The organism is Psychroflexus salarius (genome assembly GCF_900129035.1).
GTDB classification, from domain to species: domain Bacteria; phylum Bacteroidota; class Bacteroidia; order Flavobacteriales; family Flavobacteriaceae; genus Psychroflexus; species Psychroflexus salarius.
This window is the reverse complement of the sequence record NZ_FQTW01000010.1, coordinates 43,689-60,108: the sequence shown is the minus strand read 5'-3', so window position 1 is coordinate 60,108 and position 16,420 is coordinate 43,689. Positions and strand designations below refer to the sequence as shown.

13 protein-coding genes are annotated in these 16,420 nt (G+C 33.1%); 5 read left to right on the top strand and 8 right to left on the bottom strand.

Going from position 1 to position 16,420, the window contains the following annotated elements; translation table 11 throughout:
• Positions 1–46 precede the first annotated feature (46 nt).
• Positions 47–1,807, top strand: a complete 1,761-nt coding sequence (locus BUB82_RS10580) for a MutS-related protein (RefSeq protein WP_073193592.1) — start codon at positions 47–49, stop codon at positions 1,805–1,807.
• Here BUB82_RS10580 and BUB82_RS10575 read toward each other — a convergent pair.
• Entirely contained in the window at positions 1,804–2,505 is a 702-nt protein-coding gene (locus tag BUB82_RS10575; RefSeq protein ID WP_073193591.1) for a hypothetical protein, read from the bottom strand. The genes BUB82_RS10580 and BUB82_RS10575 overlap by 4 nt on opposite strands.
• A gap of 70 nt (positions 2,506–2,575) precedes the next feature.
• Between BUB82_RS10575 and BUB82_RS10570 the strand changes: the two genes are divergently transcribed.
• Positions 2,576–2,803, top strand: a complete 228-nt coding sequence (locus BUB82_RS10570) for a hypothetical protein (protein ID WP_073193590.1) — start codon at positions 2,576–2,578, stop codon at positions 2,801–2,803.
• Here BUB82_RS10570 and mptB read toward each other — a convergent pair.
• From mptB to BUB82_RS10555, 3 genes are read right to left on the bottom strand one after another with little or no spacing between them, the layout of a single operon-like run.
• Positions 2,744–4,105 (bottom strand): polyprenol phosphomannose-dependent alpha 1,6 mannosyltransferase MptB, encoded by a 1,362-nt coding sequence (mptB, locus tag BUB82_RS10565; protein WP_143185679.1) that lies wholly within the window; start codon positions 4,103–4,105, stop codon positions 2,744–2,746. The two genes, BUB82_RS10570 and mptB, sit on opposite strands and share 60 nt — an antisense overlap.
• Positions 4,106–4,155: 50 nt before the next feature.
• Positions 4,156–5,616 carry a cellulose synthase family protein gene (locus BUB82_RS10560; protein ID WP_073193615.1) on the bottom strand — a complete coding sequence of 487 codons (1,461 nt, stop codon included), beginning with the start codon at positions 5,614–5,616 and terminating at the stop codon, positions 4,156–4,158.
• The gene (locus tag BUB82_RS10555; protein WP_073193589.1) at positions 5,603–6,301 is read right to left on the bottom strand and encodes a glycosyltransferase family 2 protein; all 699 of its coding nucleotides are present in this window, start codon (positions 6,299–6,301) and stop codon (positions 5,603–5,605) included. Before BUB82_RS10555 ends, BUB82_RS10560 begins: the two co-directional genes overlap by 14 nt.
• Positions 6,302–6,608: 307 nt before the next feature.
• On the opposite strand from BUB82_RS10555, the gene BUB82_RS10545 reads away from it, so the two are divergent.
• Together BUB82_RS10545 and BUB82_RS10540 are read left to right on the top strand one after the other, a co-directional pair.
• A complete protein-coding gene (locus tag BUB82_RS10545; RefSeq protein ID WP_073193587.1) occupies positions 6,609–7,139 on the top strand; it encodes an RNA polymerase sigma factor in 531 nt (176 codons plus the stop codon).
• A 6-nt stretch (positions 7,140–7,145) separates the two neighbouring features.
• Complete coding sequence (locus BUB82_RS10540; RefSeq protein ID WP_073193586.1) at positions 7,146–7,937, top strand: anti-sigma factor; 792 nt, start codon at positions 7,146–7,148, stop codon at positions 7,935–7,937.
• Here BUB82_RS10540 and BUB82_RS10535 read toward each other — a convergent pair.
• From BUB82_RS10535 to BUB82_RS10520, 4 genes are all read right to left on the bottom strand, one after another.
• Positions 7,934–9,523, bottom strand: a complete 1,590-nt coding sequence (locus tag BUB82_RS10535) for a 4Fe-4S binding protein (protein ID WP_073193585.1) — start codon at positions 9,521–9,523, stop codon at positions 7,934–7,936. The two genes, BUB82_RS10540 and BUB82_RS10535, sit on opposite strands and share 4 nt — an antisense overlap.
• Positions 9,520–10,818, bottom strand: a complete 1,299-nt coding sequence (locus tag BUB82_RS10530) for an NAD(P)/FAD-dependent oxidoreductase (protein WP_073193584.1) — start codon at positions 10,816–10,818, stop codon at positions 9,520–9,522. Before BUB82_RS10530 ends, BUB82_RS10535 begins: the two co-directional genes overlap by 4 nt.
• A gap of 116 nt (positions 10,819–10,934) precedes the next feature.
• Positions 10,935–12,197: a 2-oxoglutarate dehydrogenase complex dihydrolipoyllysine-residue succinyltransferase gene (odhB, locus tag BUB82_RS10525; protein ID WP_073193583.1), complete on the bottom strand. Its 1,263-nt coding sequence runs from the start codon at positions 12,195–12,197 to the stop codon at positions 10,935–10,937.
• 26 nt (positions 12,198–12,223) lie between these two features.
• Positions 12,224–15,019 carry a 2-oxoglutarate dehydrogenase E1 component gene (locus BUB82_RS10520; protein WP_073193582.1) on the bottom strand — a complete coding sequence of 932 codons (2,796 nt, stop codon included), beginning with the start codon at positions 15,017–15,019 and terminating at the stop codon, positions 12,224–12,226.
• 362 nt (positions 15,020–15,381) lie between these two features.
• On the opposite strand from BUB82_RS10520, the gene BUB82_RS10515 reads away from it, so the two are divergent.
• Positions 15,382–16,347, top strand: coding sequence for a polyprenyl synthetase family protein (locus BUB82_RS10515; RefSeq protein WP_073193581.1), 966 nt, complete (start codon positions 15,382–15,384; stop codon positions 16,345–16,347).
• The last annotated feature ends 73 nt before the right edge of the window (positions 16,348–16,420 follow it).

The window sequence follows — 16,420 nt, the reverse complement described above, 5'->3', positions numbered from 1 at the left end:
GTAAAACCTTTTCAATTCGGCTATTTTTGAAAAAATATTTAAACCTATGAATATCTACAAAAACCATATAAATCAGCATTTAAAGACACAGCGTCATTTAAATAAAAAGCTATTACAATCTAGCCTTATTCGTATTGCTGTCTTTTTGCTGACAATCGCCGCCTTATTTTGGTTTTGGGGTGAAGTAAAATTTATGGTAGCGACCTTATTGTTAAGTATTATTGCTTTTGTGGTATTGGTTTCAAGGCATCAAAATATAAAGCATAAAAAAACCATTGTTAAGCGCTTAATTACAATTAATGAAAATGAATTAAAAGCGCTTAACGGCGATGTTTCAATGTTTAAAAATGGTGAAGTTTACAAAGATGATCAGCATGTTTTTAGTGCCGATTTAGATATGTTTGGTGATCGCAGTTTTTTTCAATTTATAAACCGAACAGCAACCAATGAAGGTGAAAGTAAATTGGCAGACTTAATTTTAAGTAATGACTATTGTGATATTTCTGAAAAACAAGCGGCCATTAAAGATCTAGCAAAAAAAATTGAATTTAGGCAACAATTCACGGCAGAAGCTGATGCAGTTCAACAAGAGGTTTCAAACCATGCGATTGTTAATTTTTTTAAAAATCATACAGCATTTATTCCAAAATTGATGCGATGGTTACCAAATGTATTTGCAGTGCTTTCAATTCTAGTTACAGCAGCTTATTTCTTAGATTACATAAAGTTGAGTCAGTTTGGTTTGTGGGCATTAATTGGTTTAGTTATTACAGGTCTTTACGTAAAAAAGGTCAGCGCATTTTCATCTCAAATCAATCAAATTCAAACTTATTTTGCCAACCAGCAAAATGTGGTACATTTAATTGAAAACGAAAGTTTTAATGCAGATTTACTGAAGCATTTTCAATCTAATGTAGCATCAGAGCAGCAAAATGTTTCAGACTTAATAGGTCAATTTAATAAAATGGTTGATGGTTTTGAACAGCGAAATAATATGTTGTTAGGCGTTGTTTTAAATGCGTTTTTATTGTGGGACTTACGTTACGGTTATAAATTAGAAGGCTGGATAAAAAGTCATGGCTATAAGGTAGAGCAGTGGTTAACAAGTATTAGCAATTTTGACGCTTATAATAGCTTAGCTAACTTTGCTTATAATCATCCTCATTATACTTACCCACAATTAACAGAAACAGGTCATACTATTTTAAAATCTAAAGACGCTGTTCATCCTTTAATACCAAAAAATGAAGCAGTTACCAATAGTTTTGAGCTTCATAACCATCATTTTTGGATTGTTACAGGAGCAAATATGGCAGGTAAAAGCACCTTTTTAAGAACTGTTGGTTTACAAATTGTTATGTCTAATTTAGGCTTGCCAGTAAGTGCTAGCCATGCTATTTACAAACCCATTCCGGTAATTACAAGTATGCGAACAGCCGATTCTCTTCAAGATGAATCTTCTTATTTTTATGCCGAATTATCTCGATTGAAATTTATTATCGATACAATAAAAGACCAAGCTTACTTTATTATTTTAGATGAAATCTTAAAGGGTACTAATTCTAAAGATAAAGCTGAAGGTTCTCAGAAATTTATTCAGAAGTTAAACCAAACCTCAAGTGTTGGTATTATAGCAACTCACGATATTAGCTTATGCGATTTAGCTGAAGAAAATACAAGCTTGTTTAACTATCATTTCGACGCTGAAATTTTAGACGATGAACTTAATTTTGATTATCAACTAAAACCTGGCGTTTGCCAAAATATGAATGCTTCATTTTTAATGAAGAAAATGGCCATTACTTAAGGTTTTATAAGGTTAATAATTGATTTTTTTTCTTCATTAATAATGCGTCTTTCAATGTAAAAAGCATCAAAATCAGAAGCTTGATAGGCTTGTAATTCTTTTTTAGAAATAGCTTGACCATTTATTTTAATAAGGAAACTTTCGTCAAAAATCCATTGCTCAAACTTAAATTGTTCAATAGGTTTTGTGTTGGGCTTCTGATTAAAAATAGGTAAAAAACCAGGTAATTTTTCTGCATTAACCTGTTGTTTAAAGGTCATTTTTTTATACATATTTTTTACAAAATCAAGTTCAATTTCCCTGTAGTAACGATTAGCTTCTGGCGTGTTTTTCCAGGTTTTTACAAGCGTATTGTATTGTGTAATCATGGCTTTAGTCACAGGAGAGTTAGACGAAAAATTAGAGATAGAAGAACGCTGAATATTTAAGATATCGACTTCAGTTTTTTTAAACTCATTTTTAACAACTTCAATTAAACTATCTGTTGAAGTATTGTCGACTTCAATATTTGCACTGACTAATTCATTTTCATCTTGCGATTTTATAAAAGCCTTGATAACTTGAGTTAAATCTTTTATTGAAGTTTTGTTACCATCAACTTCCACATGTTTATTATCGGTAAGTTGAACTGAAATTTGTATCTGAGCGCTTGCATAACTGGTAGTTAGTATAAAAAGTAGATAGAGAAAGTATTTCATTTTTTATTTTCAAATTTAATGATTAAAATTTTATTTATATATTTGCATTAATCTAGATGACATCCAATTTATGAAAAAGTTTTATTTAATTTTAATAATCCTTGGTTTAGTTTCAACAAATGTTGTTCAAGCTCAACCAGGCGGTGGAACAACACCACCACCGCCACCAGATGGCACAGAAGATGGTTCAGGCTCTAACACAGATGATGTTCCGCTACCCATCAATACTTTTTTGTTACTAGGTCTTGGTGTTGGCGCTGTAGCTGGTGTTAAGTCTCTTTCTAAGCCTAAGAAATAAATACTTTAATATTATTAGATATATTAAACTGTATTCTACAATTAGTATTATTGTTGGTTCTTTTACTATTTCAGTTTTATAGCTGATATAACTCAATATAATCGTAGCACTCCAAATCAACAGTAGTTGTTTGGTTAAAAAATTCCTATTGATGATACCCAAAGAAAGTGGAAGTATTAAATACCAAGGATGTACGGTCGTAGCTAACAAAAAATAAATTAAAAAAATTACACTCATTTTCTTGAGAAATTCTTCAGCTTTATTTTGTTTATATTTCCAAAAACTAATACACATCACAGTAAAAAAGATTACTGCCGCAAGTAACTTTCCGATAAATGCAATAGCATTATAACCAACCATCCAATAACCTATTTCTCTGAGTACATAATATATAGAGGCATTAAATTCAAATGTAGAAAACCAAAGACCTAGGCTTTCACTATAACTGCTAATTAGTTGCTGGTCAACAAAATAAAGGTAGCTAATTAAACTTAAAATAAGCGTTTGGCTGCAAAGAAATAAACCTTTTAAAATTGATATACGCAAATTCTTATGATAGCGATAGCTTAAAATAAGCGGTAAAATAATTAAGGGTAATAGTTTTGAAACAATAGAAAGTGACAATAGAAGTATTGATAAGTAATAGCGTTTTTTGACTAAAAAGAAGTATAAAAACCCAAGAAAGAAGCATAGCATAACGGCTTCAAAATGAAGGTTTCCTGTTAGTTCTAATAAAATTAATGGGTTTAAAATTAACCAAAAAATAGATTTTAAATTGATTTTGAAGTGCCTCATCAATTGCCACATGAACCAAAAAATACCTATTTCAGCGAGCCAATTAACTATGCGTAAACCGTAGATGTAAGTTGTAATATTTTCTCCACAAATTTTATAAAGTAAGGTGTAAATAAGTTGTGCAAATGGCGGATAATTAGTGTAATTGTGAGCACTTAATTTCCCCATTTTACGATATAGTGTTTCAGTAAATTGGTTGTGTTCAATACTAAAATTCTCCCAGAGTGTTTGAGGTAAATTGACATAAACATTAAAGCCTTTTGCGTTGAGCATACCATCCCAAATAAATCTGTAGAAATCTTGAGACAAGGCTGGGAAATAGTCCCAAAGTAATAGGCGAGAGGCTAAGCTTAAAATAATTAATTCAAAAAAACTGCTTTTTTGATATTTAATCAAAATAAATAGCAATGTAAATGCACTTAAGTATATACCGATTAACTGAAAATGCTCATGACGTTCGGTTTGGTTTAAGAAAATAATTCCTGACAAGAATAATAGGTGTAACAACACTTTTAACAATAGGCTGTAAATATGTGAGTTGAGCAACTTCAACTATTCTAATATTTAGATAAGACAGACTTGTAAAATACAAATCCAAAACCAACAAATAGCATCAAATGAAAAATAATTAAACCAAAATCATCAACTTTAAAAGCACTATAAACTCCAAAGGCAAAGTATAAAAATAAGAATAACTCTACAAAATTCACCCAATTAATCGGTCTTGTAACATAAGTGTTTCCTTGAAGTATATTATTGAGTTTAGGTGTTCTTATAAAAGCTGATTTCTTTTTGAAATGCCCTTCTAAGACGGCGATACTATTATGTAAAGATAAACCCATAGCCACCGAAAAAAATAAAATAAAAAGCCCTAGAAATTTAAAAAAACTGTAAATGCTTTTACCATAAAGCTCTTTAAAACTGTACCAATAAGCAATTAAAAAGAAAAGGCTACTAATACCAAACACGCTTAAAGCATAAAAAATCAACTTGAGTTCTGGAAAAAAAGATTTGATGTATAGTATCGGAATACTAAGTACAGCGATTAATAAAATTAATAGAAATAAACTGCTGTTCAATAAGTGATAAAAGCTATGAAATTTTGAACCTAGCGAAGTGTTTGAACTTTTTAAAACATTAAAAAAGTTTTTGCTGAAGTTTTCGGCTGCACCTTTGTTCCATCTAAATTGCTGAGATCTTGCAGCACTCATAATAGCTGGAAGTTCGGCTGGTGTAACAACATCTTTTAAATAAACAAACTTCCAGTCTTTTAATTGAGCGCGATAACTTAAATCTAAATCTTCAGTTAGCGTATCGCCTTGCCAATTCCCGGCATCATAAATACAAGATTTCCGCCAAATACCAGCAGTACCATTAAAATTGATAAAATGTTTAGCTTGGTTTCTTCCGACTTGTTCTATCGTAAAATGAAAGTCTAAAGCAAAAGCCTGTATTTTAGTGAGTAAATTAGTATTTCGGTTGAGATGTCCCCAACGGGTTTGCACAACACCAACTTGGCCATGATAAAAATGAGGTAATGTTATTTTAAGCCAGTCTTCTTTAGGTAAAAAGTCGGCATCAAACACAGCTATAAATTCGCCTTTTGCAACTTCTAAACCTTCTTTTAAAGCACCTGCCTTGAATCCCGTTCGTGATTTTCTTTTGTGGTGCTTAATATCAAAACCTTGGGTTTTATATTGATTAATAAGTTTACTTGTCGTATAAACTGAAGTATCTGTAGAGTCATCTAATACTTGTATTTCAAGCAAATGTTTTGGGTAATCTAAGTTTATGATATTATTGATAAGTCGTTCAACAACATAAGCCTCATTATATATTGGTAGTTGTATAGTGACTTGTGGCCAGGTTTTGTATGCTCTTGTCTTTGGTTGTTTATGCCGATTTTTAACGTAACTGACTAATAGTTGTAATTGTGCGATACTATAAATAAATATTTGCAGGAGTGCAAAGCTGTATATTGCAATTATAGTAAAGCTAACAATTTTATTTAATAGCATATTTAAAAATCCAACCAATTATTTTAACGCCTGCAAATATAGCGCCTTTAATTGTTCCTGAGACTTTAGAATCGCCTATTCTATTACGGTAATTTACTTTGACTTCAGTATACTTGAGTTTGTGTTTTAGAGCTTTTAATTGCATTTCGACTGTCCAGCCATAGGTTTTATCTTCCATATTTAAAGCCTTGAGTTTTTCATATTTAATGGCTCTAAACGGTCCTAAATCTGTGTACTTAGCACCATAAAACAAACGCATAAGATTAGTTGCTAACCAGTTACCAAATATTTGTGGAAATGTCATAGATCCTTTTTCACGTAAGGATGAAGCTCTAGCGCCAATTACAAAATCGTAGTCGCCAGTTTCTATTGGTTTTAAAAGTTGAGGCATTTCTTCTGGAAAATCACTATAGTCACCATCTAGAAAAACAACAATACTTGTAGAGTCATTTAAGCGCTCAAGATAGTTTAAGCCTTTTAAACAGGCGTAACCGTAGCCTCGTCTCGGTTCGTTTAAAACCGTCGCGCCATGTTGCTTTGCCACAGCTTCAGTTTGGTCTGTTGACCGGTTGCTTACCACAATAATTTCAGTGATATCGCTCGGTATATCATCAATCACTAATCCAATAGAAGCTTCTTCATTAAATGCTGGAATAATAACACGTATAGGCTTCTCTTGAATCATTTTTTTCTAACTAATTTGCGGTGCAAAATTAATCTATTAAATAATTTCTGTGTGGTTTTAACTTCATTTAACAGCGGTTCTGTTGAGTATTTAAACCGTAGGCTAATTTTTTTCGTATATAAAATAAAGTTGGTTGATAATTTTAAAACAACAAGGCTCATAGGTTGATTTTTGTTTTTAATTGTTTTATTCGTGAGTGTTATGAGTGATAGTGTTGTTTTGGGTTGCGGCTTTAATAGCCGCAACTTTTTTTTAAAATTGAAGCGCTTTAGTATATTTTTTAATAGATTTAAAAAAAATTACTAAAATGCAACCCGACTTCCTTATTGAACGATTGCAGAATAAAGATGAAAAAGCCTTTGCTAAGCTTTATGACCTTTATTCTGAAAATATTTTAGGCGTAATTATGACCATAGTAAAAGATCAAAATATAGCTGAAGAAGTCATGCAAGATGTATTTGTAAAAGTTTGGAACAAAGCACAAACTTACAATAAATCTAAAGGGCGTTTCTTTACTTGGTTACTTAATATTGCCCGTAATTCGGCCATTGATCGTGTAAGGTCTAAAGCTTTTAAAAATACTTCTAAAAATCATGATATTGAAACCTTTGCTTTTTTCTTACAAGACGATACTGATTTAGATAAAGCTTCAGAAAGCATCGGGATTAAAAAGTTTGTCAAAAAGTTGAAGCCAATGTGTATAAAATTAATTCAATTATTATACTTCCAAGGTTTTTCACAGAAAGAAACTTCAGAAAGTTTAGACATTCCTTTAGGAACTGTCAAGTCAAGAAACAGAGCTTGCTTAAATACTTTACGAACTTCATTAGAAGACTAATTAGCTATGAAACCACAAGACTACATTACATCTGGATTATTAGAACTTTATGTTTATGGTGTTTTAGATAAACATGAAAATGAACAGATTTCTAGTTTGATTAATAAGTATCCTGAAATTAGAGTTGAAGTTGAAGATATTGAATTAATTTTGATGGAACTTTCAACTGAAATATCACCAGCAGCTTCTCCACAGTTAAAATCATCTGTTTTAAAAGCAATAGGTTCAACTGAAGTTGATGAAGCACCTAGGACCTCTCGCTCACTTTCAGTTTTCGGCGTCATAGGTTGGGCTGCTAGTTTGTTACTTTTAGGTGGCATTTTGTGGCTTTTCAACCTTAATTCTAACCTTGAAACTGAAGTTCAAGTAAGTAATGCTAATCTTGATACTTTAGAAGAACAGCTTAATCAAAAAGAGCGCGTCATTGCTAATTATGAGTCAACTTTAGAAGTTGTAAGAGATAAAGATGTTACCGCTTATAGTTTGCCTGGAAACGAGCCAGTTGCTCCAGATGCTTATGCAAAAGCTTTTTTAGATAAAAAAAACAACAAGGTTTATCTCGATTTAGCGGGTTTACCTAAACCACCAAAAGGCATGGTTTACCAAGTTTGGTCTTTAAAACTTGATCCGTTAACACCAACAAGTATTGCTGTTTTAGATCAGTTTAATAGCGATCAAGATAAAATTTTTGAAATCAGCAATCTACCAGAAACTGAAGCTTTTGGTGTAACACTTGAACCTGAAGGTGGAAGTAAATCACCAACTTTAGAGCAACTATATGTCTTAGGTACAGTTTAAGATTTTTTTAGAAAGTCTTTTAAATCTACATCATTGCCTAACAAGATGTCTTCTGAATTAATGCGATGATCTAAATTATCATTTTCAAGCTTTAAAACACCTCTTGGACATACATTAGCACAGATGCCACAGCCTACACAAGATGACCTGACAATGTTTTCTCCTTTTTGAGCATAAGCCCTAACGTCGATACCCATTTCACAGTAAGTAGAACAATTGCCACAAGAAATACATTGCCCACCATTAGTTGTGATTCTAAATTTAGAAAATAATCGCTGTTGTAGTCCTAAAATTGCAGCCATTGGGCATCCGAAACGACACCAAACCCGATTACCGAAAATAGGATAAAAACCAGTCCCAATAACACCAGAAAAAATACTTCCGATTAAAAAACCATAACTACTTCTCAATGTTTCAGCTTCAAATAAAAACAATTGCTGTTGGTAGCCATCAATAAAATGCATGCTTATTAATGAGCCGATGATTATAAAAAAAGCAATTGCAGCATATATGGCATCTTTTTGTAAAGCGTTTCGCTTAAAAATCATGATTAAAGCAAAAACGAGACTTAAAATACTCATCACAGCGATTAAAAATGTAGATCGGGTTAACCAATATTTAGAGGAATCATCTCCTAAATAGGAGTAGACTACAGCAATTGTCGCAAGCGTAATAAATACGGTAACTAAGTGTATGAGCCAGCGCTCAAAACGCCACGCATTGATTGACTTATTGCTTAAATGCCGAAAAGAATCACCTGCTGTTTCAGCCAGACCACCACAACCGCAAACCCAAGAGCAATACCAACGTTTGCCGTATTTGAAGGTTAAAATTGGCGTGATAATAAAGATTGAAATGATTCCGAAAATAAGTAAAGCAAGACCAATTGAGCCTGCATTTATAAATTGATCAACCCGATATTGCTCAAAGTTATAATAGTTTAAAGGCCAAATATTTTTCAAATCATAATAGGGTAAACTGAAGTTATTGGTATTAAGTCTTGCCATTAGCTCAGGAATTATAAAGGCAAAACTCAACTGAAAAAATATCACCGAAAGAGTTCTTACTTTTTGATAAGAATTATGACGATATTTAAGCAAAGCTTTAATTCCAAAAGTTAAAATAGCAATGGTGTAAAGTGTGCCATATACAAACCATTGGCTAGCCGGATTACCACTTAACACACGGCTTAAAGGATCAAATAAAGCGATAAGTCTTGTGTTTTGTCCGTTTTTAACAAGTCCTAAAATTTCAGGATAAAAATAGAGTATAATATAAAATCCGGTTAAACTTAAGCCCAATAAATATGCCCAAAAACCACGGTTTGTTAAATTGCTGACGTAAATAAAATTGTTCTTTACACCTGGCGATTGACCTTTATAGGTTGATTTGGCATACCAAATAATACCAATACTTATAAAAATTAGCGACGAAAGTAAGGCGACTAATTGATTAACGACAACAATTTTAAATACAGCTAATACCAAAATAAAAAGACCTGAAAAGCCAATAAACAAGGCTATTTTTTGCTGAGCGTTTAAATTGTCTGCTGAAGCAGTAGCTGAAATATTTGCACTAGTACTCATATTTGTTGTGTTTTAAAAGCTTGCTGAATCGATTTTTCGTAGGTTTTATAAAGCTCTGGGTCAAAATTAGCTAAATGAAGATGTTTAACTACGTCATCAACGGTAGCTGAAGCGTCTAAACATTGGTTAAAAAACACATGCCGCATTCTTATTCCAAATGTGTTAAACCCAATAAATTTTCGGCTTCTTTTTTCGTAGTTAATATGAATACAAATATCTTTTTCTGGATGCTTCCAAAAAAAATGTTCATGACCTTCTTTAGGTTGATTAAAGACCCAACCATAAGTTTGGTATTCAATATCAAAAAACTTAGCCGAATTAAACCAATGGCCTGGATTATAGTGCATTGGTTTTCCACAAATTGTCTGAGCAACAGTTTCACCCATCATTCTGCCAGTGTACCATACAGCTTCAATAGGTTTTCGATAGCCAATATTTTCACGTTGTTCTGCACAATCACCAATGGCATAAATGTGTTTATAATTAGTTTGTAAATATCTATTAACTAAAATTCCACGGTTGGTTTCTATCTTAGAATCTTTAACAAACTCAATATTAGGAGAAACGCCAGCGGTTAAACCCACAAGGTCACAATTAATAATTTCGTCGGATTCTTTTACTTTTACAGCGTAAACACGGTTATTTTCATCAACTAAAATTTTTTCTAAATTGGTATTTAAGCGTAAGTCTATGCCATGAGATTTAATGTGTTTATTAAGCATTTTGGCTTCTTCATCTGGTAAGACATTGTTCCAGAAGTTTGACTCACGCACTAAAAATGTTACAGGAATTTTTCTTGTGTGAAGCATTTCGGCAAGTTCAACTCCAATGAGTCCGCCACCAACGATCACTGCACGTCGGCAAGTTTTATTATCAGGTGCATTTTTTTCAAGTAATTCTAAATCTTGCTTAGAGTATAAACCTTGAACACCGTTTGCATTTTCGCCAGGCCAACCGAATTTGTTGGGTTTCGAACCTGTAGCAATTATTAATTGATCAAAGTGTATCTTGCGTTTTGACCGAAGTTCTATTTGATGCTGCTCTGGAAAGATATCAATGACGTGGTCTTGCACTAAGTTGAAGTTGTTTTTTCTCCAAAAATGATCTTCATAAGGTTTTAAGTGTTGCCACTTCATATGACCCATATAAACATACATTAAGGCTGTTCTTGAAAAAAAGTACTCACTTTCAGAAGAGATGATGGTCACTTTTTTATCAGACAATTTTCTAATATGTCTTGCGGCAGTTACGCCAGCGATGCCATTTCCTATTATAACGATATGTTCTTGAGTCAAAATACTAAATTATTGAACTAAATTACTTATTTTAAATTAGCTTAAGTTTATAAAAATTCATAAAAAAAGCTGCTAAAGTTAATTAACAGCTTTTGATTAATAAGATTAGAATTTATTTAAAGTTCAAGTGCTTTTTTGATGTCGCCATACATCAATAAATTGCTTGGGTCTTCAAGCGCTTCTTTTATGGCGACTAAGAAACCAACTGATTCACGCCCATCAATTATTCGGTGATCGTAAGATAAGGCGACATACATCATAGGTCTAATAACCACTTCACCATCAATAGCCACTGGACGTTCAATGATGTTGTGCATACCTAAAATTCCACTTTGCGGTGGGTTAATAATTGGTGTTGAAAGCATAGAACCAAATACACCACCGTTTGAAATGGTAAACGTACCGCCAGTCATTTCGTCAACGGTTATTTTACCATCTCTTGCGCGGGTCGCTAAGCGTTTTACTTCTTGTTCAACACCTCTAAAGCTAAGGTTTTCTGCATTTCTAATCACAGGCACCATTAAACCTTTTGGGCCTGAAACGGCAATACTTACGTCTTTATAATCATAGGTGATCATTTCTTTGCCATCAATCATGCTGTTTACGGAAGGGAATTGGTCTAAAGCTCGCACAACGGCTAAAGTAAAAAATGACATAAAGCCAAGGCTAACACCATGTTTTGCTTTAAAGTCTTCTTTATATTGAGCACGTAAGTCAAAAATTGGTTTCATGTCAACCTCATTAAAGGTTGTTAACATGGCTGTTTCATTTTTAGCACTTACTAAACGCTCGGCCACTTTACGCCTTAACATCGATAATTTACTTCGGCTTTCAGCTCTTGAGCCATTTCCAGGTGTTCCCATAGATGGTTTACCTTCAGCTTTCATGGCGTCTTCTTTAGTGATTCTTCCATCACGGCCTGTTCCTTTAACATCTTTTGGATCGATATCTTTTTCAGCTAAAGTTTTCTTAGCTGCAGGTGAAGGACTTCCAGATGCGTAAGTTTTTTCTTGGCTATCTTCTTTTTTTGAATTGTCTTCAGTAGAAGTGTTGCTTGCCTTTTCTTGTTTATCAGTTTTTTGTTCAGATGCTTTGTTGTCTGAAGTTTTATCTGAAGCACTGTCGTCACTATCAGGTTTTTGGGCTTCGGTGTCGATAAGGCAAACTACTTCGCCAACTTCAACGACATCGCCTTCTTCAGCCTTTAAGGTTATTACACCGCTTGCTTCAGCTGGTAATTCTAAAGTTGCTTTATCTGAATCTACTTCAGCAACTGCTTGATCTTTTTCAACGTAGTCGCCATCCTGGACTAACCATTCTGCGATTTCAACTTCGCTAATTGACTCGCCCGGTGAAGGGACTTTCATTTCTAAAGCCATAATCTAAATATTTCGTAATCTTATTATTAATTTTTATAATCTAATATACAATTGTCTTTTGAAGCATCAAACACATAATCGATAACTTCTTGGTGACGTGTTTTTGATCTAGCTGGGCTACCAGCTGCTGGTGAACTATAAAAACGTCTACTGCAAACTCTAAATTCTCTCGCTTTTGGGTATTGAAGCAATAAGTGACTATAAGCACCCATGTTTCTTGGTTCTTCTTGTGCCCAAACAATGTCGTTTGCTTTATTATATTTCTTTAAAATTGATTCGATTTCTTCTTGTGGAAGTGGGAAAAGTTGTTCTAAACGAATTAATGCCACATGTTTAATGTTGTTTTCTTCTCGGTGTTTTAATAAGTCGTAGTAAAATTTACCTGAGCTTAACACAACTGAAGTTACATCTTTTGCCTTCACTTCTGTATCATCTATTATTGGTTGAAATTTCCCTTCTGCTAACTCTTCTTTAGTTGAATTGACCTTTGGGTGACGTAATAAACTTTTTGGTGTAAAGACGATTAAGGGTTTTCTGAATTTCAGTTTCATTTGTCTTCTTAACAAATGATAAAAATTGGCTGGAGTTGTGCAGTTGGCAATATACATATTGTCTTTAGCACATAGTTGAAGGTAGCGTTCCATACGTCCAGATGAATGTTCAGAACCTTGGCCTTCATAGCCATGAGGTAATAACATCACGAGTCCGTTTTGGGTTTTCCATTTATCTTCAGCGGCTGAAATGTATTGGTCAATCATAATTTGAGCACCATTACTAAAGTCACCAAATTGTGCTTCCCAAATAGTTAAAGTTTGCGGACTTGCCATGGCATAACCATAATCAAAACCGACAACCGCATATTCAGATAAAAGTGAATTATAAATATAAAAATTTGCTGCATCTTTATCTAAGTGGTTGTGAGGTACATATTCTTCTTCACTTTCTTCAACTTTAATAACGGCATGACGGTGAGAAAATGTACCACGCTCAACATCCTGACCGGTAATTCTAACATCATGATTTTCTTTGAGTAGAGTAGCATAAGCTAATAATTCGCCCATTGCCCAATCAAGTTTATTGTCTTCAAAATACATTTTGTGACGTGACTTAATCAAGCGATCTACTTTGCGTAGAAATTTTTTATCTTTCGGTAAGCTAGTTAATTTTTCGGCTAATTGGTCAAGTTCCTTTAAATTAAATGTTGTATCAATTCCTTCTAGCATGTCTTTTTTATCGCCATTTTCAAAGCCATCCCATTCTTCTTGAAGTATTTTAGTTACAACACTATTTTCTTCTTTTTTAGAAGTCTCGTAGTCTTCTTCTAATTTAGATTTATAGTTGTTTTCTATTTTGTCTAAATAGGATTGGTCAATTATATTAGTGTCTAATAATTGTTTGGCGTATATATCACGTGGATTATCGTGTTTTCCTATAGCTTTATATAGTTTAGGCTGTGTAAAACGAGGTTCGTCACCTTCATTATGGCCATATTTTCTGTAGCCTAATAAGTCAATAAAAACATCTCGGCCAAATTTCATCCGGTAAGCTAATGCAAAATCCATAGCATGAACTACGGCTTCAGCATCATCAGCATTAACATGTAATACAGGGGATAAAGTAACTTTTCCGACATCAGTACAATAGGTAGATGAGCGACCGTCAGTATAGTTTGTGGTAAAACCAATTTGATTATTCACTACAATATGAATAGTTCCGCCAGTTTTGTAACCATCAAGTTGTGCCATTTGTACAATTTCATAGGCAATGCCTTGCGCAGAAATTGCGGCATCACCATGCACAACAATTGGTAAAACTTTTTGTTCTTCACCTAAATGGTGGTCGTCTTGTTTTGCTCGGGCAATTCCTTGAACAACAGCACCTACTGTTTCAAGATGCGAAGGATTGGGCGCGATGTTTAAATTAATTTCTTTACCAGAATCGGTTTTACGTTTTGATGTCCAACCTAAATGGTATTTTACATCACCATCAAAGCCATCAACTTCGTAATCTTTTCCTTGAAATTCATTATAAATGTCTTTTGGACTTTTGCCAAAAATATTTGCGAGCGTGTTTAAACGGCCACGATGAGCCATGCCCATGACAAATTCTTCTACACCTTGGTTTGCTGCGCCTTCTATTAAAGCGTCAAGTGCAGGAATTAAAGTTTCATTACCTTCAAGTGAGAAGCGCTTTTGACCCACAAAGTTTTTGTGTAAGAAGCTTTCAAAAACAACTGCTTCGTTAAGCTTTTTTAAAATATTTTTCTTCTGCTCAGTAGAATATTTAGGTTGATTTTGATTGGCGTAAATTTTATGTTGAATCCAGTCTATCTCTTCTGGCTTTCTAATGTAGGCATATTCTACACCAATCGAGTCGCAAAAAACATTTTCTAAAAAATCTATGATTTGCTTTAGCTTAGCTTTACCAATGCCAATAACTTCACCTGCTTCAAATTCAGTATCTAAATCGTCTTTAGATAAGCCGAAATTTTCAAGCGTTAATTTTGGTTGATAATCGCGTCTTTCTCTAACGGGATTGGTCTTCGTAAATAAATGTCCGCGATGACGATAACCATCAATTAAATTAATGACTTGAAACTCTTTCTGAACATTGTCAGGAATTTTTACCTGAGTTTTTTCATTGGTTTCAGCATCTCTTAATGTAACTTCTTGAACTTCATTTGAGTCGCTTTTCCCAAAATCAAAACCTTGAAAAAATGCTCTCCAACTCGGCTCAACAGCATCTGGATATTTTAAATATTGATCGTAAAGTTCAGCGATTTGTTGCGGGTGCACCGCATTTAGAAAAGAAAATTGGTCCATATGTGGATATACAATTGTATTTGTAATACAAAATTACAATTTATAACCAAACTACGATTTTTTTAAGGGTTTTTATGATTTCATTTTGAAGCTTTCTTGATTTGGTAAAATCATAATTTTTGCAATAATTTGAGATATCTATAAAATTATAGTGTTTTATTATTTTTATTTCAATTGAGGTAACCTAGGTTGATTTGTTTTTACGAATTTTTTATTTGCTAAATAACTATAGTTAATTTATCTTTTTAAAACGAGAATTTTATACTTCAAATTTTAGAGTATTTTATTTTGAAACCTTATTATTTTCTAAATAGCATCTTTTGAATTTTCTAAAAAGTTTATTTTCGCTCAAAATCAATTTTATGGATTCCCTAGCGCAATATAAATCTGATTTCCTAGATTTTTTAAAATCTTATGACATCAATGAAACTCCTGAGCAGCTCTACAAGCCCATCGATTATATTTTAAATTTAGGCGGTAAACGTATGCGGCCAATTTTGGTCATGATGAGCGCCGAAATTTTTTCTGGTCAACATAAACAAGCGATGTATGCTGCTTTAGCCGTAGAGATGTTTCATAATTTTTCTTTAGTTCACGATGATATTATGGACGATGCGCCATTAAGGCGTGGGCAAAAAACAGTTCACGAAAAATGGGATTTGAATACCGGCATTTTGTCTGGTGATGCTATGCTAATTCTAGCTTACCAATTGTTTGAGCATTATCCTGACGAGCAATTTAAACCACTTGCAAAATTGTTTAGTAAAACAGCTATAGAAGTTTGCGAAGGTCAGCAATATGACATTGATTTTGAGCAACGCGATGACGTTAGTATAGAAGAGTACTTAAAAATGATTGAGTTTAAAACAGCCGTTTTAGTTGGGGCAGCACTACAAATGGGTGCCATAGTTGCTAATCAAAACAAGCATACGCAGGATTTGATTTATGATTTTGGTAAAAATTTAGGAATCGCATTTCAAATACAAGATGATTACTTAGATGCTTTTGGAGATCCTGAAAAATTTGGTAAACAAGTTGGCGGTGACATCATTGAAAATAAAAAAACCTATTTATACTTAAAAGCACTTGAAAACGATTCGTCTGGTCAATTAGAACATTTATTTAGTATAAGTCCTAAAAACCCTAACAGTAAAATTGAAACTGTAAAATCGCTTTATAACTCTACTGGCGCAACTGAATTTGTTAAGAAAGAAATTAAGAATTATACCCAAAAAGCCTATAAATCTTTAGATGATATAGGTATACCACAACAACAGAAAGAAATTTTAATCGAATTTGGAGATTTCTTAATGAATCGCAGCGTTTAAAATTAACTAATACCATTTATGTTTTGAATTTACTGGGAAAGAAATTGATGATTTTTTGCTTTTTATGAACTTT

Excerpts from the sequence above, each read along its gene's own strand:
- BUB82_RS10580 (WP_073193592.1), top strand. The coding sequence starts at position 47 with ATGAATATCTACAAAAACCATATAAATCAGCATTTAAAGACACAGCGT.
- BUB82_RS10575 (WP_073193591.1), bottom strand. The coding sequence starts at position 2,505 with ATGAAATACTTTCTCTATCTACTTTTTATACTAACTACCAGTTATGCA.
- BUB82_RS10570 (WP_073193590.1), top strand. The coding sequence starts at position 2,576 with ATGAAAAAGTTTTATTTAATTTTAATAATCCTTGGTTTAGTTTCAACA.
- BUB82_RS10560 (WP_073193615.1), bottom strand. The coding sequence starts at position 5,616 with ATGCTATTAAATAAAATTGTTAGCTTTACTATAATTGCAATATACAGC.
- BUB82_RS10555 (WP_073193589.1), bottom strand. The coding sequence starts at position 6,301 with ATGATTCAAGAGAAGCCTATACGTGTTATTATTCCAGCATTTAATGAA.
- BUB82_RS10545 (WP_073193587.1), top strand. The coding sequence starts at position 6,609 with ATGCAACCCGACTTCCTTATTGAACGATTGCAGAATAAAGATGAAAAA.
- BUB82_RS10540 (WP_073193586.1), top strand. The coding sequence starts at position 7,146 with ATGAAACCACAAGACTACATTACATCTGGATTATTAGAACTTTATGTT.
- BUB82_RS10535 (WP_073193585.1), bottom strand. The coding sequence starts at position 9,523 with ATGAGTACTAGTGCAAATATTTCAGCTACTGCTTCAGCAGACAATTTA.
- odhB (WP_073193583.1), bottom strand. The coding sequence starts at position 12,197 with ATGGCTTTAGAAATGAAAGTCCCTTCACCGGGCGAGTCAATTAGCGAA.
- BUB82_RS10520 (WP_073193582.1), bottom strand. The coding sequence starts at position 15,019 with ATGGACCAATTTTCTTTTCTAAATGCGGTGCACCCGCAACAAATCGCT.
- BUB82_RS10515 (WP_073193581.1), top strand. The coding sequence starts at position 15,382 with ATGGATTCCCTAGCGCAATATAAATCTGATTTCCTAGATTTTTTAAAA.